This window comes from Streptomyces sp. NPDC101234, assembly GCF_044767525.1.
Taxonomy (GTDB): Bacteria; Actinomycetota; Actinomycetes; order Streptomycetales; family Streptomycetaceae; genus Streptomyces; species Streptomyces sasae.
On sequence record NZ_JBIWOA010000001.1, the window covers coordinates 487454 to 503254 of the forward strand.

13 protein-coding genes are annotated in these 15801 nt (G+C 73.5%); 6 read left to right on the forward strand and 7 right to left on the reverse strand.

Going from position 1 to position 15801, the window contains the following annotated elements; translation table 11 throughout:
* Position 1 precedes the first annotated feature (1 nt).
* The 5 genes from ACIRR9_RS02330 to ACIRR9_RS02350 are packed head-to-tail and all read right to left on the reverse strand — an operon-like array spanning position 2 to position 4779.
* Positions 2-679, reverse strand: coding sequence for a DUF4255 domain-containing protein (locus ACIRR9_RS02330; protein WP_403746700.1), 678 nt, complete (start codon positions 677-679; stop codon positions 2-4).
* Positions 676-1857 carry a hypothetical protein gene (locus ACIRR9_RS02335; protein ID WP_403746703.1) on the reverse strand — a complete coding sequence of 394 codons (1182 nt, stop codon included), beginning with the start codon at positions 1855-1857 and terminating at the stop codon, positions 676-678. Before ACIRR9_RS02335 ends, ACIRR9_RS02330 begins: the two co-directional genes overlap by 4 nt.
* Positions 1854-2579, reverse strand: coding sequence for a hypothetical protein (locus ACIRR9_RS02340; RefSeq protein ID WP_403746705.1), 726 nt, complete (start codon positions 2577-2579; stop codon positions 1854-1856). Before ACIRR9_RS02340 ends, ACIRR9_RS02335 begins: the two co-directional genes overlap by 4 nt.
* Before the next feature lie 5 nt (positions 2580-2584).
* Positions 2585-3112, reverse strand: coding sequence for a phage tail protein (locus ACIRR9_RS02345; RefSeq protein WP_365344475.1), 528 nt, complete (start codon positions 3110-3112; stop codon positions 2585-2587).
* Positions 3113-3138: 26 nt separating this feature from the next.
* Positions 3139-4779, reverse strand: a complete 1641-nt coding sequence (locus ACIRR9_RS02350) for a phage tail sheath family protein (RefSeq protein WP_403746708.1) — start codon at positions 4777-4779, stop codon at positions 3139-3141.
* Between the two features lie 229 nt (positions 4780-5008).
* Here ACIRR9_RS02350 and ACIRR9_RS02355 point away from each other — a divergent pair, with 229 nt between their 5' ends.
* The 4 genes from ACIRR9_RS02355 (at position 5009) to ACIRR9_RS02370 (ending at position 10709) form a co-directional block, all read left to right on the forward strand.
* Complete coding sequence (locus ACIRR9_RS02355) at positions 5009-5911, forward strand: BTAD domain-containing putative transcriptional regulator (protein ID WP_403746711.1); 903 nt, start codon at positions 5009-5011, stop codon at positions 5909-5911.
* Positions 5912-6342: 431 nt separating this feature from the next.
* Positions 6343-7086 carry an ABC transporter ATP-binding protein gene (locus ACIRR9_RS02360; RefSeq protein WP_403746714.1) on the forward strand — a complete coding sequence of 248 codons (744 nt, stop codon included), beginning with the start codon at positions 6343-6345 and terminating at the stop codon, positions 7084-7086.
* Entirely contained in the window at positions 7080-9536 is a 2457-nt protein-coding gene (locus tag ACIRR9_RS02365) for an FtsX-like permease family protein (RefSeq protein WP_403746717.1), read from the forward strand. The genes ACIRR9_RS02360 and ACIRR9_RS02365 overlap by 7 nt, the downstream gene beginning before the upstream one ends.
* A gap of 186 nt (positions 9537-9722) precedes the next feature.
* Positions 9723-10709, forward strand: coding sequence for a MerR family transcriptional regulator (locus tag ACIRR9_RS02370; RefSeq protein WP_403746720.1), 987 nt, complete (start codon positions 9723-9725; stop codon positions 10707-10709).
* A gap of 41 nt (positions 10710-10750) precedes the next feature.
* Here ACIRR9_RS02370 and ACIRR9_RS02375 read toward each other — a convergent pair whose 3' ends face one another.
* Together ACIRR9_RS02375 and ACIRR9_RS02380 are read right to left on the reverse strand one after the other, a co-directional pair.
* Entirely contained in the window at positions 10751-11425 is a 675-nt protein-coding gene (locus ACIRR9_RS02375) for a VOC family protein (RefSeq protein WP_403746723.1), read from the reverse strand.
* 61 nt (positions 11426-11486) lie between these two features.
* On the reverse strand, positions 11487-12791 hold the full coding sequence (locus ACIRR9_RS02380) for a M14 family zinc carboxypeptidase (RefSeq protein WP_403747029.1): 1305 nt from the start codon (positions 12789-12791) through the stop codon (positions 11487-11489).
* 221 nt (positions 12792-13012) lie between these two features.
* Between ACIRR9_RS02380 and ACIRR9_RS02385 the strand changes: the two genes are divergently transcribed.
* The gene (locus ACIRR9_RS02385) at positions 13013-14485 is read left to right on the forward strand and encodes a HesA/MoeB/ThiF family protein (protein WP_403747032.1); all 1473 of its coding nucleotides are present in this window, start codon (positions 13013-13015) and stop codon (positions 14483-14485) included.
* Positions 14482-15729 carry a hypothetical protein gene (locus tag ACIRR9_RS02390; RefSeq protein ID WP_403746726.1) on the forward strand — a complete coding sequence of 416 codons (1248 nt, stop codon included), beginning with the start codon at positions 14482-14484 and terminating at the stop codon, positions 15727-15729. The genes ACIRR9_RS02385 and ACIRR9_RS02390 overlap by 4 nt, the downstream gene beginning before the upstream one ends.
* Positions 15730-15801 lie beyond the last annotated feature (72 nt).

Here is a 15801-nt window from a genome sequence, read left to right on the forward strand (position 1 = left end):
CTCAGCTTCCGCCGGTTGCGGCAGCGGCGGTCGACGGCTGCACCGTCACCACCCGGGTGACCACCGCCGGCGCCGGTGCGGCGGGGGGCTCCGGAGCGTCCAGCAGCACCACCGTCGCCTGGTAGGCGAGGGAGAGCCGGTAGGGGTTGTGGAAGAGCATCGACCACAGCTTGCTCATCTCCTCCACGTCCAGCGGCAGCAGGCTCGTGCGGACCACGTCCGGCTGCTGGTCCAGGTCCGTGTACTGCTGCCAGCCGGCCGGATCCGTCTGCGCCGCCTGCTGGACCACGTACCGCACCAGTTCGCGGCCGAGCACCGGATACGCGGCGAGCGCGGTGACCGCGAGCCCGAGCAGCCGCTGCGGTTCCAGCGCGGAGTCGTCGCCCGAGAAGGTCAGGAGGTAGTGCAGGTCGACCGCCTGCCTGGGGTGGTCCACCAGGGTGCCGTCGGCACGGCGGGTCGGCAGCGCGGACGCCGCCCAGGACGCGTTGGGGACGACCCGGTAGAGGTAGACGTTGATGCCGTGCAAGGTGTCGTCCGCCGCTGCCGCGAGGGTCTGCGGGCGCAGGGTGGTCACGGTGGCGTTCTCCACACCGCCGGGTCCGGCCGCCGCCAGCGACTCGCTCAGCAGCCGGCTGATCACGGCGGTGACCATCGCCACGGCGAGATGGTTGCTCATGCGCCGCTGCCCTGGTCGCGGCCGGCGAGGTAGTCGGCGAGCGACAGCGGCCGAGCGCCGTCGGCAGGGTCCTGGCGCGGTCCGGGGCCGGCGGGCCGGGCGGTGCCGGAAGGGGCGGGCCGGGCCGCGGTCCGCAGCTCGACCCGGCCGATGTTGACCGTGATGCGGGGCGCCGCGGTGGCCCGTTCCGGGTCCCCGGCACCGCCCGCCACAGTCCGCGGCGCGGGGAGGGCCTGCCGCAGCGCGGCGCGGACGACGGCCGCCGGGTCCGGTGGCGGGTCGGCCGGCTCTCCCGGTGGGCTCATGGGCCTGGAAACCGGGCGCGTGCCCCCGGCGGGCGGGGGAGCGGCCGCGCCGCCGTCCTTCCGGCCTGCGATCAGCGGGCCGTGTTCGCCGAGGGGCACGCCGGAGGCGGCGGTACCGGGCTCCTGTACGGGGCCGGTGGCGGCCGGTTCCGTACGCGGGGCGGTCTCGGCCGCGGTGGACCGTGCGGGGCTGGCGGACCCGGTGGACCCGGCGGCCCCGTGGGCGAAGGGGCCCCGCGGGCGCCCGCCCATGGCCGCGGGCGGCTCCTCGGGGACGTCGCGGTCCACGGCGGCCCGCACCGGAGGCGACGGCCGGACCGGCTGCTCTGGGCTCGGCCGGTGTGGTGTCTGCCGGGCTGTGGCCGGGCGTTGCCCGTCGGGGCGGGGTGTGGGCTGGGGGTACGCGGCGGCCTGCTTCGGGGGCGACGGCCGGACGGACTTCCCCGGGTCTGGCTGGTGTTCCGTCTGCCGGGCCGTGGCCGGGCGTTCCCCGTCCGGGCCGGGGGCGGGCGCGGGCTGCGCGGTGGCCCGGACGGCCTGCTCCTGCTGTCGCGGCGTCACGTCGCCGACGGGCGTGGGCGCGTCGGCGGCACGGGCCTCGCGGGCCGGGGCGACAGGTTCCGGCCGTCCCGGGACGGGGCGCTCGGCCCGCTGTTCCCGCCGTGGGGCAGGCACGGGTGCCGAGCCCGCGTCGGGCGGGCGCGCGTCCTGGCGTGCCCCGGCCGCCCGTGGGGGGCGGCCGTCCCCGGGTCCGGGCACGACACCCTCGAAACCGTCCTCGACCACGGGTTCGAACCGCGATCTCGGCCGCGGCTCCAGCACGGGCACGAGCCCGAGGGTGCGCTCGACGAGGCCGGTCAGCAGCCCGCTCATCCGGCGGCCAGTTCCAGGTACGCGGCGCGGCGCGCCGGGCTGAGGGCGAGCACGTCCGGCTCGGTCCAGCCGTAGGCGCGGGCCAGCACATGCACCTCGTGCAGCAGTGCCAGGGCCCGGGTCTGCACCTGTGCCCACAGCAGGGCGGGGACGTCCAGGGCCGCGACGGTCGACGCCGCGCACACCGGGCAGTCCACGGCAAGGGTCACCGCGGCGCCCGGCGAGGCCTCCTCCATCGCGGCCTCGATCACCGCCGCGGCCTCCTCGTCGATGCCGTCCGCGCCGTCCGGCAGACAGCGCGCGAGCAGCAGCCACCGGCCGGCCCGCGGATCGTCGGTGCCGGCCAGCGCCCTCAGGTCACCGGTGTCGGGCAACCGGAAGGCGATCCGGACGCCGGCGACCTCCACCTCCAGCGGCCGCGCCGGGTCGTACCGCGGCCCGCGGGGCAGGGCCGCCGGACGGACCGGTACGTCGAGCCGCTCGCCGCACCTTGCGCAGCGTACGCAGCCCCAGATGGTCGTGCCTGCCGTGAGCCGCTCCAGCGCCGTCGCCAACGTCGCGTCCCGCACGCCCAGTTCGGTGCGTTCGGCGTCCTCGCGCTCCAGCCCGGCGACCGCGGACAGCAGGGTCACGGCCCGGTCCAACGGGTCCTGGCGCAGCCCGCGTTCCCAGGCCGCGAGGGTCCACGACGGGTCCGTCGCGCGCACCGCCTGCCGCGTCATGTGCGTCACCCGCCGGGCGGGGTGAAGCCGGGCTCGGTCGGCTCCGGTACGTCGAGGTCGCGTTCCCAGCCCTCGTTCTCCAGCTTGAGGTGCTGGATGGCGACCGCGTTGGCGTTCGCGTCGAGCTCGGGCAGCGCCTGGTACTCCGAGACCCAGCAGCGGAACACCTTGTAGGCGAGGGCGAGTTGGCCGGCCTCGTTGTAGACCTCGATCACGATGTCCTTGCGGAAGTCGCGCAGGGAGACCTCGGAGCCGAGCCCGGAGCCGTGCGTCCAGACCTTGTTGGCCCATGTCTCGAAGTCCGTGTCGTGGGTGACGCCCCGCTCCAGCATGATGGCCTGGTACTCGGTCCTGCCCGGCGACTTGCGGCTGCTGCTGGGGTCTCCGCCGTCCCGGTGGGTGACCACCTCGGTGGTGCGGTTGAGCGCTCCGACCTTGCTGACACCCGCGACATAGCGGCCGTCCCAGCGCACCCGGAACTTGAAGTTCTTGTACGGATCGAAGCGCTGCGCGTTCACGCTGAACTGGGCCATGGTCTGCTCCTCGTGCCCGGTGCGGCCTACGCCTGGGCGATCTGCTGGATCTGCAGGATCACGAACTCCGCGGGGCGCAGCGGCGCGAAGCCGACGACGACGTTGACGCGCCCGAGGTTCACGTCGTCCGCCGTGGTGGTCTCGCGGTCGCACTTGACGAAGTAGGCGTCGCGGGCGGTGGTGCCCTGGAAGGCCCCCTGCCGGAACAGGCCCTGCATGAACGCCCCCAGGTTGAGCCGGATCTGCGCCCACAGCGGCTCGTCGTTGGGCTCGAAGACCGCCCACTGCGTGCCCCGGTACAGGCTCTCCTCGATGTGAAGGGCCAGCCGCCGCACGGGCAGGTACTTGTACTCGTCGGCCAGTTGGTCCGCGCCGCGCAGCGTCCGCGCGCCCCAGACCACCAGCCCGGCGCCGGGGAACGACCGCAGGCAGTTGACGCCCAGCGGATTGAGCTCGCCGGTCTCCGCGTCGGTGAGGCCGACCGCGAGATCGGCCGCGCCGGCGAGGGCGGCGTCCAGTCCGGCGGGAGCCTTCCACACTCCGCGCGAGGCGTCGGTACGGGCGATGACCCCGGCGATCGCCCCGCACGCGGGGAATGCGCCGAGCCGTCCGCCCGCCGCCGGGTCGGCCTGGAGGAGGCGGGGGTAGTACAGCGCCGCGTTGCGCGCGTCCGGGCCGGTGAGCTGGAGGCCGGACAGAGCCGTGGCGGCGGTCGCCACGGTCATCCCGCCCGGCGGGTCGACGATGAGCACCGCCCGGCGCCGTACGCAGTAGGCGAGCGCGGCCCGGTAGACGCCCGGCGGGGTGTCGCCCCCGGCGACCGGCGGCGGTATGCACAGCAGGTTGAACAGGTCGGCCTGGTCCAGGGCGTACAGTCCGCCGTGGGTGGCCTGCAGCGCGGGGGCGGTGTAGTCGTCCTCCGTCAGATCGCCGCCGTCCGTGCCGGCGTCGGCCTCGGCCACGGCCAGCGGCTGACCGGCCGTCGTCTCCCGGGGGCGCTGCGCGGGCAGGCCCGGTGTGTCGGACACGCGCACCAGCCGTGACTCGGCCTGCAGCACCTGGTCCAGCCGCCGGGCGCCGGCGGTGACGGTGACGTTGCGGATGGTCTCCTGCTGCCCGGTGGCGCCGTCCGTGACGACGAGGTCGAACAGTTCGTCGGCCGTCGTGCCGAGCCGCGTGGCCACCTCGGTCAGGTCCACTGTGCTGTCGTAGACCACCGCGGCGGTCAACTGGTTGGCCCACGAACCGGGTTCGGCGGCCACCAGCACCAGGTCCGGGCCGGTGTCGGCGGCGGTGGTGTCAGCGTTGGCAGTGGTGTCAGCGGCGGTGGCGTCGGCGGTGTCCTTGCCGCCCGGCGTCGCCGCCGGGCGGGTGAGACGGGCAGGGGTCGCCTTGACGGTGCCGGGAGTCACCCGGACCACCAGAGCCTGACCGCCGCCGTTGGCGAAGAAGTCGCGCACCGCGGAACTCACCGTGCTGTCCGGCGACAACCCGCCGAAGATCCGCTGGTAGTCGGCGAAGTTGTCGACGACCGTGGCCCGGTCCACCGGGCCGCGGCGGGTCCTGCCGAGGAACGCCGTGATGGAGGTCGCGACGCCGGTGATGGTCCGTACCCCGCCGGCGACCTCCTGGACGTAGACGCCGGGGTAGGGAGTGCTGGTGGTCACGGTGCTCCCCTCTCCGGGCCGCCGGCGCGATGGGCCGCGCGCGAAGGCCGGACGGTCAGGCGGCCGGTGGCTCGCCGGCGACGAGGCTATGGCCGCCCCCGTCACAGGACCGTCACATTCGTGGCACCGGCACCCTGAGCCTCGTTCGGCCTGTACTGAGGTGGCGCCCACCCATACATTTGTTGTGGATATCAACAAGTTCAGCGGGGGGAGCATGAGGGGGGAGCAAGTGACATCGCGCGTCGTGCCCAAGCAGGCGATGACCAAGCCCGGGCACCTGAAGCTGTTCGACGGTTTCCGGCTGGAGATAGGGGACGATCGGATTCATCTGGCCGACAGCGCCCAGCGGTTGCTGGCCTATCTGACCATCCAGGGGCCCTCGCCGCGAACGGTCGTCGCGGGCACTCTGTGGGGGGAGGTGTCCGAGGAGCGTGCGCTCGGCAGTCTCCGGACGACCGTGTGGCGGGTCAACCAGGTGGTTCCGGGACTGGTCAGCGGCGAGCACCGCCAACTGGCGCTGGCGAGCCTCATCAGCGCCGACGTGACCGAGTTCGCCCACCGGGTCACCGGCCGGCCGGCCGACTCCGGCGCCACGAGCCATGCCCTGCCGAATCTGCGGATCCGCGAGTTATTACCCGGATGGTGCGAGGACTGGGTGGTCTTCGAGCGGGACCGGCTGCGTCAACTCCACCTCCACGCACTGGAGGCAGCCGCCGGCGCGCTGTGCACGGGCGGAGAGTACGCGGCTGCCCTGGACTTGGCGTTCGCGGCCGTCCGCGGTGACCCGCTGCGGGAAAGCGCGCGGCGTGCCGTCATCCTGGTGCACTTGGCGGAGGGCAACCTCGTCGAGGCACACCGCGAGTATCAGCGCTTTCGCACCCTGCTGGTCGGCGAACTCGGCGTGGAGCCCTCCGGCCGCCTCACCGGTCTGGTGACGGGGCGGAACGGCGACCGGCCGTACGGTGTTCCGGCACCGACCGCTCCCGTACCGCTGTTCGATCACCCCGGGGGAGGTGAGAGCGGCAGCGTCGTGCGGGGCCGGCCCGGCGAAGCAGGCCCGTTGCCCGCTGAACTCGGCAGAGGTCTGCCCACGGCGGGTCTCCGCCTGAACGGCATGCAGACACGCCCCTGACGGCGCGCCGGGGCAGCCTCCAGGCTGCCCCTTCCACCACCGGCCAGGAGCAGGACCGAAGTTGACGCGCCCCGAGGAGATGTGCTCGGCGTCGAGGTCTGCTCCATCACCAGGAGGCCGGCCGGGCCGGTCCAAAGCGGTCTTCGACGGACAGATCAGGTTCGTCGACATCCCGGAACCGCAGCCGGCCCTCGCAGCAGGGGAGCTCGAACCAGGTCCGGGGCTCAGGTAACGAGGGGCTATGGAGCGTTCTTCTGGGAAGTGGGCGGGATTCGCGTTGCGCGGGGCCCGCATCGGGAGTGTTTGTACGTCAACCCACCTGAGAACTCCGAGAGGTCCAGTCCTTGCTCAGCAGAATCACAGACCGTAACCGCGACGAACAGGGTCGCGATGCGCACACCGGGACGTTATCGGCGGGCGACGGCTCCGGCATGCCGGCGCGGCTCAAGGGCGTGTACAAGACGTACGGCCGCGGCGACAACACGGTACGGGCGCTCGACGGGGTGGACGTCGGCTTCGAGGCGGGCACCTTCACCGCCGTCATGGGGCCTTCCGGCTCGGGCAAGTCGACGCTGCTGCAGTGCGCGGCGGGCCTCGACCGGGTCGACGCGGGCGAGATCCTGCTGGACGGCGCGCCCTTGCACCGGCTCTCCGAGCGGGCTCTGACCGAGTTGCGCCGCGAGCACATGGGCTTCGTCTTCCAGTCCTTCAACCTGATCCCGGCGCTGACGGCCCGGCAGAACATCGAGCTGCCGCTCCGCCTGGCCGGGCGCCCGATCGATCCGGCGGCCATCGACAAGGGGCTGGCCGAGGTCGGTCTCGCCGAGCGCGGCGAGCACCGGCCCGCCGAACTGTCGGGTGGCCAGCAGCAGCGCGTCGCGATCGCGCGGGCGCTGGTGACCAGGCCCAAGGTGATCTTCGCGGACGAACCGACCGGTGCGCTGGACTCGGGTACCGCGCGTGAGGTCCTGGCGCTGCTGCGCGGCGTCGTCGAGCAGCACGGGCAGACGGTGGTCATGGTCACGCACGACCCGGTGGCCGCCTCGTACTCCCAGCGGGTCGTCTTCCTCGCCGACGGCAGGGTGACCGGTGAGCTGTTCGAGCCGACGGCCGAGACCGTGGCCCTGCGGATGGCCGCGCTGGAGCCGGGCGAGAGCGGGACGAAGCCGTGCTGAGCATCGCCGCAGCCACCCTCCGGCACCGTCTGACGGGCTTCGTGGGCGCCTTCCTCGCCCTCGCCCTGGGCACGACGATGATCGGCATGATGACGCTGACCCTGGCGGCCACCTTCGGCACTCCGCATCCGGGGCCGCAGCGGTTCAGGGAAGCCTCGACCGTCGTCACACCGGAGGGCTTCGAGGGGCGCCCGATGAAGGCCCCCGCGGTGCTGTCCGCCGACGTCGTGACCAAGGTGACGGCGGCCGGGAAGGCCACCGCCGACCGCAGCTTCCCGGTACGGCTGAGCGTCGGCTCCGGGGGGACGACCGGCCACCCCTGGACCTCGGCCGCCTTCGCGGGCTACCACCTCCTGGCCGGGCGCGCGCCCAGGGCCGCGGACGAGATCGTCGTCGCGGGCGGCGCCAAGTCTCTGACAGGGCGTCAGGTCAGGGCCGTCACGGCCGACGGCGCCGGCCTCTACCGGGTGGTGGGGGTCACCGACGCGCTCTGGTTCGAGAGCGCGGTCTTCTTCAGCAGCGCCGAGGCGGCGCACCTGTCGCCCGGCGTCGACGCACTCGTCACCGACCAGCAGGCGAGCCGGGTGTCCACCCTGGTGGGCGACCGGGCCCTGGTCCTCGGCGGCGACGACCTGAAGCGGATCGACCCCGACGACACCGGCGGCGCCGAGGCACTGGCCAACGCCCAGGCGATGGCAGGCAGTACGACCGGACTCGCGGTGTGCGTCGCGGTGTTCGTCGTCATCGCGACCTTCGCCTTCGCCACCGAACAGCGTCGCCGCGAACTGGCGCTGCTGCGGCTGGTGGGTGCCGCGCCGCGGCAGGTGCGGCGCATGGTGCTCGGCGAGGCGCTGCTGATCGGCCTGGCGGCGGCCGCCGTCGGCTGCCTCCTCGCCCCGCTGTGCACCGTGCCGCTGCGTTCCTGGATGCTCGGCCACGACGTCGCCCCGTCCTGGTTCACCATCCCCTTCGACCCGCTGCCGCTGCTGATCTCCTTCGTCGTCGGCGTGGCCGCGGCGCTGCTCGGCTCGGCCGCCACCCTCGTCCGGGTCTCGCTGATCCGGCCCGTCGAGGTGCTGCGCGAGAGCGTGGTGGAGCGTCGCGGGATGACGCCGTTCCGCTGGCTGCTCGGGACCGGGATGCTGATCGGCGCGGTCGTCGCGGGGATCGTGATCTCCCGGACCTCGCCGTATCTGGCGGCCAGTGCCCGCCGGTACGAGGCGGTGCCGGTCCTCTACGTCGGCGCGGTCACCCTCCTGGCACCGGTCCTGCTGCGACCGGTCACCCGGCTGCTGACCGGCCCGCTGCGCGGCTCGGCCAAGGCCGGACCGCTGCTGGTGCGCGAGAACATCCTCACCTCCCGGCGGCGTACGGCCGCCACGGTGGCGCCGATCGTGGTGGCCGTCGGGCTGGTCGGTGCCCTGCTGACGATGCAGAAGTCCGGTGACGCCGCGGTCCTGGTCCGCCAGCGGCAGGAGATCCAGGCGGCGGACGTCGTCGTGCCCGGCGGTTCCGGGATCGACGCCCGCACGCTGGCACGGCTGACGGCCGTGCCAGGGGTCCGGGTCACCCCCGTCGCTTCGATGAACATCCGGATCGGTACCGCCAAGGGCGAGGAGATCGACTCGCTGACCACCGACGCCGTACCCGCGACGGCGCTGGGCAGCACCGTCACACCGCCCGTGGTCTCCGGTTCGCTCGCCTCGCCGCCGGAGAACTTCCTCGTCATCGACGAGCACGCGGCCCGGTCCGACGGCCTGTCGGCCGGGGACCACGTGATCACACTGCTGCCGACCGGCGAGAAGGTCCCCACCGTCATCGCGGCGGTCGTCGCGCGCGGTCTGACCGGCGACGACACCTATGTGTCCGCGTCACTGACCGGCGCGGTGCCGCCGAACCAGGTCTACCTCGACTCGACGGCGGGCGCCGGCCGGCCGCTCGACGAGCAGCGGACGGCCGCGGTGAACCGGGCGCTGTCCGGCTCCGACGCCCGCCTCCTGACCCACGACGCCTACCTGGAGGCCCAGCACGAGCACGCCGCCCAGCAGACGAACAACGCCGCGGTGGTCATCCTGGGGATCGCCCTGGCCTATGCGCTGATCGCGGTCGCCAACACCCTGATCATGGCGATGGCCGGGCGTCGGCGGGAGTTCGCCCTGCTCGGGCTGGCCGGCGCGGTGCGCGGTCAGATCCTGAAGGTCGCCGCCGCCGAGTCCGCCGTGGCGGTGGTCGTCGGCACCGCGCTCGCCGCCGTGGCGACCGCACTCGCCGCGGTGTCCCAGCATGTCTCGCTGAGCAGACTCGTGGCGGGCGCGCCGACGGTGATCCCTTGGGCGCAGGTCCTGGGGACCGTCGCGCTCTGCGCCGTCGTCACCGTCGTCACCGCGTCCGGGGCGACCGGACGGGAGACCCGCCGACGGGCGATCGAAGTCGCGGGCATCCGCGAATAGAACCCGGCCGGGACCACACGCGAGCCGTGGACGGCCGCCGGAGGAGGACGAAGTGTGCCGCTCCCGCCGGAACGAGCCCGGCCGACTGAAGCACGTAGTCGGCTGAAGCACGTATCGGAGCGGGAGCGGCACATGGCCGCCGCCCCCCTTGACTCTCAAGTCGCTTGAGATCCCATAGTGACGGGTGTGAACGAGCTCTACTCCATAGGGGACGTCGCCCGCCGCACCGGCCTGAGCGTGAGCGCGATCAGGTTCTACGCCGACGAGGGCGTCGTCACGCCCACCGGCCTCACCGACGGCGGCTTCCGGCGGTACGACGTGCACGCCATCGCCCGGCTCGAACTCGTGCGCACCCTGCGCGACCTGGGGGCCGGCCTGGACGACATCCGCCGGGTGCTGGCCGCGGAAACCACCCTGCACGACCTGGCCGTCACGCATCTGCGCCTGGTCGAGGACCGGTTGCGGCAGTTCCGGGCCCGCCGCGCCGTGCTGCGGACCATCGTGCGGCAACACACCACAACGGAACAGGTGAGCCTGATGCACAAGCTCGTGTCGATGTCCGACGACGACCGTGACCGGCTCATCGACCGGTTCTGGGACTTCGTCACCGACGGACTGGAGGTCCACCCCGGCTACGTCGAGCGGCTGCGCAGCGGACGGCCGCACCTGCCCGAGGAGCCGTCCACCGAGCAGCTGGAGGCCTGGATCGACCTCGCCGAGATCGTGCAGGACGAGGAGTTCCGCACGACGCTGCGGGACTTCTTCCACCGCACCTTCGCCACCGAGCAGGGCAAGCTGATCGCCTCACCGGAGATCATGGACCGTATCGAGAGACACCGGAAACTCCGCCTGGAGGCACAGGCCGCCCAGCAGGCCGGCGTGCCCGCGGATTCGCCGCAGGCCCGGGACATCGCCGAGCGGGTGGCCGCCGACTCGGCCGAACTGGCCGCCGCCCTGACCGGGGAGTACGACGTCGACAGGGCCCGGCGCAGCATCGTCGAGTTCGACCCGGACGGCCGGGCGGCGCAGTGGGCGGCCACGTCGGCCGGCCTGAAGCTGCTGACCAGGTACCACTCCCTGGTGGCGACGATCAACGGCACGCCCCAGCCGGACCCGGACCGGGCGGCCGCAACCCGTGAGTGGACGGCCGCCGCCCTGCGCCGGGACGCGTAGCGCGCCGTGCACGATGGGCGGACCACCAGGCCGGCGAGGCCTCAGTCCCGGCCGAGAGCGGTGCACACGCACGCCCTGTTGCCTTCGGGGTCGGCGAGCACGGTGAACGACGGATCCGTGTCGTCGACCAGGGTGCCCCCGGCGGCGAGGGCGAGCGCGATGCGCTCCGGCGCCGCCTCCGGCGCGAGCCAGAGGTCGATGTGCCAGCGCTGACGCGGAGTCGGGTGGGCGTCGGTCCGCTGGAACCACGTAGCGGGCACCCGGTTCGTGGCATCGAAGACGGTGTCGATCACGGGGGTGTTGTCCGGGTCCCCGGTCAGCAGCGCGGCCCAGAACGGCCCCAGCGCGGCATCCGCGGCGGTGTCGACGCAGAGCTCGATCTGCGTGACCTCGCCGGGGACGGCGGTCAGGCCGTGCTCCTTCGCCAGCCGGGTGATGACGCGAGCCCGGTCGAGGTCGCCTGCCGTCACCCCGCGCCGGCCGCTCTCCGGGTCCACGCTGTACAGGGTGATGTCGATGTGCCCGGGTCCGAGACGGAGCTCCGGGATGTCGTACCGGGAAGCGGCCGCCTCACGGGCGACGGCCGCCGCGAACTCGGCGCCGCCGACACCGTCCGCGACCCGGTAGCGGGCCACGAGAGGCTGGGCGAGCCTGCGCCAGTCACCGAGCTCGTCCGCGATCGCCCTGAGGATGTCCGGGTTTCCGATGGCGTCCATGCGGGTGATGATGCCAGGGCCCTGGCGATGCGCGGCGGGGACGACGTCGTCGGGTCGCGTTTCACCGAGGGGCGGTTCCCGTCGTCAACGCGGTCCCGGCGGCGGCCATGACCGTACGGGCCTGCAGCTCGGCCTGATCGCGCACCGGTACCCAGCGCAGCCGCAGGGCCTGCTCGAAGTCCGCGCACCAGGCGGTGAAGAGTTCGTCGAGATCCCGGTACAGCCCCGGGGCGGCGATGTCGTCCGCCGCGGCCAGCAGCCGTAGCAACAAGCCCGCGGCGCGCAGCGGTTGGCGGCGGGCCACGATGTCCAGGGCACAGACCTGGGCCCTCGTCAGACGCCGGGGACCGTCGGCCGCCTGCCGGGCGAGCGGCTCCCAGGAGTCGGCGACCAGGTCGTACAGACCGTCGGCCATCCACTCCAGCACGCGTCCGGGCGGGCTGTCCGCGGCCGGCGGCAGGAAGGTGCGTGCCTTGTCGAGGACGGCGGTCACCTGCTGTCCGCCGTCCCGCACCAGCCCGGCCAGGTCGCGCAGCGCGCCGGCGGCGTCCGGGTGCGGGGACGGGTCGGCGGCCAGGCCGCTCGCCCACATGGGCACTTCGACGATCGCGGTGACACCGCCGTACCGCTGGGGCGCACACCAGGTGGACCGGCCGATGTTCTCGGACCCGGCCGCCAGCCGGCCGGTGCTGTCCGGCGGCGGCAGGACGTAGACCCCGGGGCCGGGGTTCTCCCAGTACAGGGCGTCGAACGTGCCGCGCTGGACCGGGATGCCGAGCTCCGCGGCGGACGCCCGGAAAGAAAGCCCGAGTCCGGGGAGGTCGCGGGTCAACTGGACCCAGCTGCCGCCCGCTTCGACACCGTGCAGGGAGCACTGCAGAACCGGCCTGAGTTCGTCGATCACATCGAACAGGGCCTGCGTCTCCGGGAGTTGCGCCGACTCGATCGGCGCCCACTCCGGCTGCTCCGCCGCGACCGGTCGGTAGGCGCTGCGGTAGTAGGCGTCCAGGGTGTGGCCGGGGCCGGCCGTCGCCTTCTCGATCCCCCGGCTCAGTGCGGCGCCGTCCGGATCCAGGCAGAGGACGATGTCCCAGGTGACGAGAGCGGGGTCGGTCGCCGGGGACGGGTGGTCGCCGTGTGCCAGCCGCTCCGCCAGGGCGAGCGCGGTCGCGCCGCCGACCGGTTCGTCGGGATGCGGCCGGGCCACCACCAGGACGTGGCGCGGCCCGTGTCCGACGGACAGCAACTCGATCGGACGGCCCGCACGGGAGGTGCCGACCCGGCGCAGTCGGCAGGCCCCCGGGAACCGGGAGACCAACCGCCGTGCCGAGTCGGTGACTTCCGTGACCGTGGGATAACGGTCCATCATCCGCGTCTGGTCAGGCGCCGCCGTTGCCACCGCTTTCGCCGGTGGTCTCCTTCTTGTCCAACGGCCGGATCTCGATCTTGTTCGCCATGCCGTGTCCTTCCGTCGCCGGTTGGGGCGTGCCGTGTTCGAGGTGCTCTTGCCAGAGTTGGCTCGGCCGACAACTCTTGTCAACGTCCGCTTTTGTTCGGGTAGTTGGGGCTCACGAGATTGGCGTGAAGATGACGGTGCCCGCGATGCGGCGGCCTCGGATCAAGCCGGAACACCGGGCCTACCGGACCGTCGACGGCCATGTACGGATCGGGAGCGTCGTGCACGGCATCGGCGCCGAGGTCCTGGACCCCGACGGCTGGGTGTGGACGCTCGTCGAGGCCATGGACGGTACGCGAAGCCCCGCGGACATCGTCACCGAGGTGTCCCGCCACCACCCGGGGCTGTCGCTGCCGGACCCGGACATCGTCCAGGCGATCACGGACCTGACCACGGCCGGGTACGTGGAGGACGCCGGAGCCGAGCCGCCGGCCGAGCTGTCCGGACGGGAACGCGAGCGGTACGGCAGGGGCATGACCCTGCTGCGCTGGATGGACCTCGGGCCGAGGCAGAGCGCGTGGGAGCCGCAACTGCGGCTGCGCCGCGCCCGGGTCCTGCTGATCGGTGTCGGCGGTACCGGCGGAACCGCCGCACGGGACCTGGTGGCCTCCGGGGTCGGACGGCTGCACTGCGTCGAACCGGACGTCGTCGAACTGTCCAACCTCAACCGCCAGACCCTCTTCCGCGAGCGCGACCTCGGTACGCCGAAGATCGACGCGGCACTGACGGCGCTGCGCGCCCTGAACTCGGACACGACGGTCACCGGCGAACGCCGCGAGGTACACGGCCCGGCGGACCTCGAAGACCTGCTGACCGGTGGTGCCGGCGGTTCCGGCGGTCTTGGCGGTTCCGGTGCTTCCGGTGGTGCTGGTGGTTCCGGTGCTTCCGGTGGTGCTGGTGGTTCCGGCGGTCTTGGCGGCCTCCGTGGTCCGGGCGGTCGGGGCGGTCCGGGTGTTCCCGGTAGCCCCGGCGGTACCGGTAGCCCCGGCGGTACCGGTAGCCCCGGCGGTACCGGTAGCCCCGGCGGTACCGGCACCCCCGGCGGTTCCGGCACCCCCGGCGGTACCGGCACCCCCGGCGGTACCGGTACCGCTTCGCGGTACGACGCACTCCTCCTCGCCGCCGACCGTCCCGCCGTGATCCGCAGATGGGCCAACCAGGTCTGTCTCGCCTCCGGCACACCGTGGGCCGAGGCCGGTTATCGCGGGCCCCTGGTGAGTGTCGGGGTCTTCGCGCCCGGCCGGGGCGCGTGCTGGGAGTGTCTGCGCAGCGCCGAGGACGAGCGCCGCGATCTGCGGCTCGCGCCCGGCCAGGACGAGGAGGTCGCCTCGCCGCGCATGCCGTGGAATCCGGTCAACGCCGTGACCGCGGGCCTGTCCGGCAGCCTGCTGGCCCACGCGGCACTGATGCTGCTGTGCGGGATCCCCCGGATCGACCCCGGATACCGGTTCGGCCTCAACCTCATGATGCCCGGCGACCCGGTCATGCAACGCGCCGAGCGCCGCTCCGACTGCCCGGCATGCGGCGCGGCAGCGGCGGCGAGCCCGGCCCCGCAGCACCCCTCGGCCCTCCCGGATTCCTCGGCCCTCCCGGACCCCTCGTGACGGACACCGCCGCGGAGGGCGTCCCCCGGATCGAGCCGTCGACGCGCGTCCTGCTGCACGACCTCGGTGTACGGCGTGACCGGGACGAGTGGATCGTGGGCCGTATGGCCACCCGGACCTTCGTCGCCCTGCCGGCGGCCGGGGCCCGTGCCGTGGAACTCCTGGGCGAGGGGCTGAGCGTGGGCCGTACCGCGGAGATCCTGCACGCCGAGACCGGTGAGGAACTCGACATCCCGGACTTCGTCAGGGACCTGGCGGCTCTGGGGTTCGTGGCGCGGATCGGGGACCACCCGGTTCCGGACCCCGAACCACCGCGCGCGTCCCTCCCACGGCTGCGCCCCCACCACGTCCGGTACGCCCTGCACCCGGCGCTGCCCGTCCTCGTCGGGGCGCTGCTGCTGGCCGCCGTTGCGGTCCTCCTCCGCCGCCCCGACCTGCTCCCGGGCTACCGCGACCTGCTGTGGAGCCCGCACGGCAGCCTGGTCCTGCTCACCGGGGCGGCGGCCGGCTGGACGCTGCTGCTGGCCCATGAGCTGGCGCACCTGGTCACCGCCCGGGCGGCCGGCGTCCCGGGAAAGATGCGGCTGGGCACCCGGCTGCAGTTCCTGGTCATGCAGACGGACATCAGCGGCATCGAACTGGCCCCCCGCCGCCACCGGTTGACGGCCTACCTCGCCGGCATCGCGCTCAACCTGTCCGTCGCGTCGGCCCTGCTCCTGGCCCTCGCCGGCACGGACACCGGGACGACGGCCCACCGGATCCTGGCCGCGGCCCTGCTGCTGGCGCTGCTGCCGTTGCCCTTCCAGTTCATGGTGTTCACCCGCACCGACCTGTACTTCGTCCTCCAGGACCTCACCGGCTGCCGGAACCTGTACGGCGACGGACTCGCCTACGCCCGTTACGTGTTCCGCAGGACGACGCGGCCGCCGGGCCGCCGGGGCGGGGCCGCCGACCCCAGCACCCGGCTGCCCCCGCACGAGCGCCGGGCCGTCCGTCTCTACAGCGTCGTCCTCGTGGCCGGCACGGTGGTCTGTCTGGCCTTCATGGCCGCCGTCACCCTCCCCGCCGACATCACCCTGCTGGTCCGCGCCGCCCGCGGCCTGGGACCGGGCCACGGCCCCGCCCGCGTCGCCGACTCGGCCGCGGTGCTGGTCACCCTGGGCGGGGTCAACGTCCTGTGGCTGGTGACCCGGTGGCGCAACCGCCGCTCGCGCCGCGCGGGCCGGTCCACGGCAACGGGCTGAAGCCGCCTCGGGCATGCCGCCTGAACTCGTGAAATCCACGTAACCACCGCTGTGTAGGCTCTGCGCGGCACA